5 protein-coding genes are annotated in these 6,419 nt (G+C 38.5%); all 5 read right to left on the bottom strand.

The genetic code is table 11. From position 1 onward, the window contains the following. Window positions 1–302 precede the first annotated feature (302 nt). Window positions 303–1,784 (bottom strand): UvrD-helicase domain-containing protein, encoded by a 1,482-nt coding sequence (locus DXD04_RS16420; protein WP_117674200.1) that lies wholly within the window; start codon window positions 1,782–1,784, stop codon window positions 303–305. Further along, complete coding sequence (locus tag DXD04_RS16415; protein ID WP_117674199.1) at window positions 1,781–3,448, bottom strand: ATP-dependent nuclease; 1,668 nt, start codon at window positions 3,446–3,448, stop codon at window positions 1,781–1,783. The genes DXD04_RS16420 and DXD04_RS16415 overlap by 4 nt, the downstream gene beginning before the upstream one ends. Window positions 3,449–3,642: 194 nt before the next feature. Further along, window positions 3,643–4,584, bottom strand: coding sequence for a ComF family protein (locus tag DXD04_RS16410; protein ID WP_117674198.1), 942 nt, complete (start codon window positions 4,582–4,584; stop codon window positions 3,643–3,645). A gap of 177 nt (window positions 4,585–4,761) precedes the next feature. Further along, window positions 4,762–5,175 (bottom strand): virulence RhuM family protein, encoded by a 414-nt coding sequence (locus DXD04_RS16405; RefSeq protein ID WP_117674197.1) that lies wholly within the window; start codon window positions 5,173–5,175, stop codon window positions 4,762–4,764. Window positions 5,176–5,219: 44 nt separating this feature from the next. Beyond that, window positions 5,220–6,419: site-specific integrase (locus DXD04_RS16400; RefSeq protein ID WP_147330774.1), on the bottom strand; the 1,200-nt coding region annotated here is incomplete at its 5' end.

The following is a 6,419-nucleotide window of genomic DNA, read 5'->3' as shown; positions in this document are numbered from 1 at the left end:
TGAACGGATATCACCGGAAATGCTGAACGGGTATCCGCCGGAATATGCAATTTCCATATCCTTCCGTATTGGTTACGCTGCAAAGGTGCGCAACTCCACGCAGGCACAATCCATAGTATTTCCATAGTAGGGAATGATTTTCCTTATTTTTCTTCCATAATCCCCGTTTTCCCCGCATACGGGCACAAAAAAAGCGGCTCCATCCGGCACTGAAGCACGGATGAAGCCGCCATATCTGTAATAAATTCTTGTTTATAATATTGATTTATACATACTCAATTGGAATTTATTACTCAATCATGTTATTTATCAAAAGTAAGAGATTTTGTTTCTGTCATTATTATAAGTCTTTTACAAGCTCTTGAAATTGCAACATAGAAATTTTTCACATCCTCAAATTTATGAGCATCCCAAATTATTACAGTTTCAAATTCCAATCCCTTAGTTAGAAGTGTTGTACCAAAACAAAGACCATCTACACTTCGTCCTTGATGACGTAATCTTGTTTTTTGAAGCTTCATTGCCTCAAACATAGAGATATTATTTATCTGGGCAATATTAAAGCATTTATCAATAGTATAATAAAAGATTTTATGATATAATTTTATTTGGGGAAGCTGTACTATTTGAGTCAGTACAGTCCTTAAATTAGAAAGATTAACATCTGCTTCAAAATGTGAGAAAGATTCTTTTAATTTCTTAGAAAAAGAGGCATTTTCTTTAGTACGTTGTTTGAATGTATTTTTACTTTTATCTATCCATTTATTTACTTCAGAGATGTTTAAGTGGAGTGATTTCAAAATATCATGTAATCTGGCAACCTTCTTAATTCGATTTCCACGCAAGCATTTTTCTATAAACAAATCAATCATTTTTGCACATTGATAATATTCAGAACTATCAATGGCATCGAGTACTAAAAATTTATTCGCATAGTCTGTTCTCTGTTTAATAACAATTCTTTCATTTAATCCACCTCTCAAAATAAGTTTGCCATTATTATCGTATTCCTTATATGACGGGCATATTATCAAAATATTATTACTTTTTTGCTGTTTGATTAATCTGCCAAGACAACTGTATTTATCGCTGGGCAAACATGTTATAACAAAAATATTATCTTTAGGGCTACTATCAATATCAATTTTGTGATTAACCTCAAGTTCTTTTCTAATCCTAAAAATAAATTGCCCAAGAGCAGGATTACTTTTTTCCCATCTCCAGGGATAATCAAGTAATTCAAAGCGTGTAAATAAACAAAGGTCTTTCTCAAAATCTACTAAAGGTTTATCTTCGAATGAGAAGATACCTTGTAATGGGTCTCCTAATAAATGAAGTGGAAGATTTTTCGCTAACCCCATAATCATGTTATGTTGGTCAATTGTACAATCTTGATATTCATCGACAAATATTCCACTAAAAGACGCTTTGATTACATTTTGTACTGCGCTCGTTTGAATTAATGAACAACATTTTTCAATAGCTACATTAAAATAGCTTTTATCTTCTTCTTCAGGTAACGCGGATGATCCGATAAGACTTAAAACATAACGTTGTGCAAACCCTGTAATAGTTTCTATTTGATACCTTGATGAAGGTACATTCTTTTGTCTGAATTTACTCCTAAGTGAAGCTATACCAGCATGGGTATGTGTTAATACCAACTGACACGAATCTATTGGGCATTGCAAAAGACAATCAGCGATTGCTGTTGTTTTGCCATGCCCTGCAGGTGCAATAAGCAATCCACGGGTACATTTTATAAAATCATTCCAATCTGTCATAAAATATTACACCAGTTTAATAACGAGTTAATGTTTTGTTTCAAACAAGCGTTGGAGTCTATATTATCATAAGAATCACAAAAAACGGTACCAAGAAACTCACCACCTGGTATGTGCTTGAACCATTCTTTATTCTTTTTTATAGCTAATGCCACTATTTCAGAACGTATTTCATCTTTTGTTTCAGCATCAGATGCACCTTTGATTTTTTCTTCAAACCCTTCAGGTAATTGTATGTTTTGATATGGGAATCCATCTTGAGGACAATTTATTATTGTTTGAATTTCATCCCAAGGCAAATCTTCCATGATTTGCCGTTCAAGACAATTCCCTGATTCACAGAGGAATAATTTAACCTTCTTATTCTCTGCATCTTCTTTATATCTTTTCAGTTCTTCAGGCTTATCGTCATCGGCAAATACACTAGTTATAAAGCCTAATGCTTTTAGCATAATTGCATAAGTATACATTTTGCTTCCTCCTTCTGCATTTACTACTACTACGCCCTGAGCAGATAGGCTTGTTTTATATTTTCGTTGTATCCAGGTATCGACAGCTCTTATAAAGCCTATTTCTGTCTTTCCTTCACAACAAATAATTTTTTTAGCAAAAAAAGCCTGAGGATTACTGCGTCTGCAAGCATTGAGACTTTCGTCAACAATACTCAATGTTTTTGCGCCTTTATTTACAACAAATAAATTATTCCATTCAGCCTCCAAAATAACATTCAAAGAATGAGTTGTAATGAATACTTGACCGTTTGTTGTACATTTTAATATTCTAACCAATGTGATTATTCTGTCAGGTTCAAGACCTTGTTCAAGTTCATCAACCATCACTATACCACCTTGTTTAGTTAATTCTGATTGAATAGCTATGGACATAAGCCTTTTGCTGCCTTTACCATGTAAACGATATGGCAAAGAATCATTATGAAGGGCTATGCTATTACCAGTATACGGATTTTCCTTAATATCAATCTGAACGCACAAATCAGAAACATTCAGACCTAATTTTTCAGCAGTAATTTTTAGACTCTCCAAAGGAGTATTTAATAAAGCTAATTGTTCTGGTTTTATAGAAGATGTCATAGACCGTATTAGTTCTGATTTTACTCGTTCGATTGTATGGCCGTCTTCCAATCTTGTTTTGGTTAGAGTATATAGAGGGGATTGCCTATTGTATGCAAATTGATTATCAGCATAGTCTGTTATGTAATTTACAGCAAGTAAAGCTCTATCCATTGCCGATATTGGTTTATCATCAATATCAGAACCTTCTCTAGCCTTTACAACCCAATGAGGTTCGAGCGTTTCGTCAACGGTTAGATTTATTATTATAGATAAATCTTCATTCTTCACATCTTCATCTAAGTCATTTTGAATATATAAGCCGTACTTTGACTCTTTAATTAACACATCAGGTAATTCCTTTAATGTCAGTTCAATATTAATGGGTTGGTATGTATCTTGATTATAAAAATCTAGATCACTGAATGCCATATTCCATGAAGGAGATAGTGCGGCGTAAATTGCTGATAGAATGGTAGTCTTGCCAGAATCTCCACGTCCGATCAATACAATGAATTTCTCATTACCAAAATCTTGGCTTAATTCTTTGATTCCTCTGAAATTTCTAATCTTAATATTTTTTATATAACTCATACTTTGATTCTCCTTATACAATAATTAATTTATTCGGTAATATTTATTTGCTTGATAATTATCAACAAATCATGATGAATACAAAGGAAAAGCAATATTCGTAATAAATCTCTATATATACAAGAGAGTTTTCCTATGAATAGTCAATCATGATTGTGGAGATTAAAGATATAATATTCATTTTCTATAATATTTCATACCGTCTTCCCCAGAAACACCCCAATAACCGACAATGCCCCCAGTTGTTTCATCTTTCGTTGCAGTTGCCTGAAGCTCTCCCCGGTCGTGAGTACATCATCCAGCAGGACAACATTCTTTCCTCTGATATACCGCCGTGTGAATTGCAGGTTCCGCAGTATGTCCTTATCCTTTCCCTTTCCTTTCAGCTGCTCTCGGTCTTCCTCTATCCAGATGGCCTTGAAACCGTCCGTAATGCCCAGCCATTCCGACAGGTAGTAGCATACCACCGGAAAGCGTTTCCGCTGTCTTTCCCTTGTCGATGCGGGTATAGGTATCAGTACCGTGTCTTCCTTCGTTCCGTTGAATCCCGCATGTTTTAGACACAGTGCCAGTATCCGTGCGACCAGCTCGCCACAGTGTCCTCCTTCCTTAAAACGGAATATCAGGTTGCTTACCCGTTTTTGGTGTGCATCCGTCTTTTCAATCTTCGTTGGGTAATAGTCATGCAGGTAGTGACACCTGCACCCGTCTATAAGAACTTCTCCCTTGAACATCGTTTCGTACGGGTAGAAGTCCATTTTCTTCTCCCTTTCAAACGTAAAGTTCAGCACATCCCTCATCATGGCATTCCATTCCTTCGACCTGCCCAGCGAATACCATCCCGCATGTTTTCCGGCTTCCATCAGGCACATGCCGATTTCCATCGCCTCGCTGAACCGCTGGTGCGAGACGATGTACCACCCGTGTTTCCGGCACAGGCCGGCAAACTCCTTTATGTCCGCAGTCAGGAAGTACATCATGCCTTCCTCTCTGATGACTACCGTCAGTTCCGACTTCGGTTTCTCCCTGCAGAACAGGCTCTCGCTGTAATTCACTCCGTGCCATACCGACTCCGTGCATTCCTCATCGCAGAACTGCACTTCCACCTCTTCAAGCAGGTCAAATTCTTCCACCATACCGTTTCTGTCTTTAATTACAGGTTTAAGAGGGATTTAAGTTACACATTATTATCGGTTTACGGATAAGCACGTTTACAGTTTCATGTTTTTTAACTTATATAAAACACGTGTCGGGACAGCCTCCCGAACAGGGGAGACTATCCCGACACGTATATCCGCCATATCCTGCGGCTTTCAGTTCCAGCTGTTTTTCTTTTCGCCGCTCATGCAGAGAATCACCGTACTTTTCTTCTTTTCAAATGATTCTGCCAGCCGTCTTGCAGCCCACTTTCTGAATGCCTCGCATTTCAGTCCCTTCATGCGGAATCCCAGTGCAATGATGGTTGCCAGACTGTAGAGGTCCACACTGCAATCTTTTCCGTTATAGGTGAAATGTTCCACCCGCACGTCCCGGTATTCATCAAAGTCACCGGTTTTTGCAAGGGATTTTAGTCCGGCATTTACCGACTGTACAAACACGCCATACGCCCGTGCAATATCGCATTTCGGCAACCATACCTCGCCCTTGTCGTCCGTTTCTATCCTTACGCTCACCTTATCAAGTGCATTGCGGTTATATTCCACTTCAAAATTGCCAAATCTCACCATAATAGTTGCTTTTATACATTATATATGGAATCTCAGCATGGAGGTCATAACATGGCATCCAGTTTTCCCGCAAGGACCTCCATATCCTTTCTTATCTTCTCATTAGTTATGCGGGCATAGATTTGTGTCGTTTCAATGTTCGTATGCCCCAGCATTTTCGACACCGTTTCAATCGGCACGCCTTTAGCCAGAGTTGTGGTCGTAGCAAACGTGTGACGTGCCAGGTGGAAGGTAATATTTTTATTTATACCGCACAAATCCGCAATCTCTTTTAAGTAAGAATTAAGTTTTTGATTGCTCAGCACAGGCAGCAACTGACCTTTGGGAAGCTGACCTTCATATTTCTGGAGTATCGCCTGCGGTATCTTCAGCAGCGGTACGTTTACCGGAGTATCTGTTTTATGACGGTGCGTCATGATCCACGGCTTCCCGTCAAACGAGATTCTGATGTCGCTTGCCTTCAGTTCCTTCACGTCCACATATGATAATCCCGTGTAACAAGAGAACAGGAACACGTCCCGTACCTGTTCCAGTCTTTTAGTCGGAAACTTCTTCTTCATTATCTTTTGCAGTTCCGCATCCGTCAAATAACCTCTGTCCACACGTTTCAGTCTGATTTTATAATTTGAAAACGGGTCAGTATAAATCCAACCGTTGTTTTTGGCAATGATTACAATCATCTTGAACGTCTGCATGAATTTTGCCGTAGTATTCTCATTGCATTTGCTTTCCGTTCTCAGATAGTTCTCGAAGTCCGTAATGAACATATGGCCGATTTCCTTCAGTGATATATCCGAAATATTGTATTTCACTTTCATAAATTCCTCCAGCCTCCGGTAGCAGCGGTCATACTTCGCGAGGGTGGCAGGAGTCTTGCTTATGCCGACCAGTTTTCTTGCATCCTCATTGTGTTTCTTGAAAAGTTCCAGCAGTGTTCTTTGTTTCGCCGTTATTCCCAAAAACGCATTGCGTATTTTTTCTACCGTTACGAATGACTCATGCACTTCAATATCCCGGTAGTGGTTTTTCAGCGAAGCACGGATGTCCTCCAATGTTTCATTCAACTGGCGGGCTTTTTGTGTATTTCCTTTCGCCTTGCCCAATGTGGTATCCCATTTATCAGGTTCTATATCCAGCTTTGAGCTGAATTGAGAAATTTCACCGTTAAGCGACAGACGAATCATAATACCCGCTTTTCCTTCCTTGTTCAGATAGTTCTTTCTTAGATAGAACAGAATCTTAAA

The organism is Phocaeicola plebeius (genome assembly GCF_003437535.1).
Taxonomy (GTDB): Bacteria; Bacteroidota; Bacteroidia; order Bacteroidales; family Bacteroidaceae; genus Phocaeicola; species Phocaeicola plebeius_A.
This window is presented reverse-complemented; position numbering and strand designations above follow the sequence as displayed.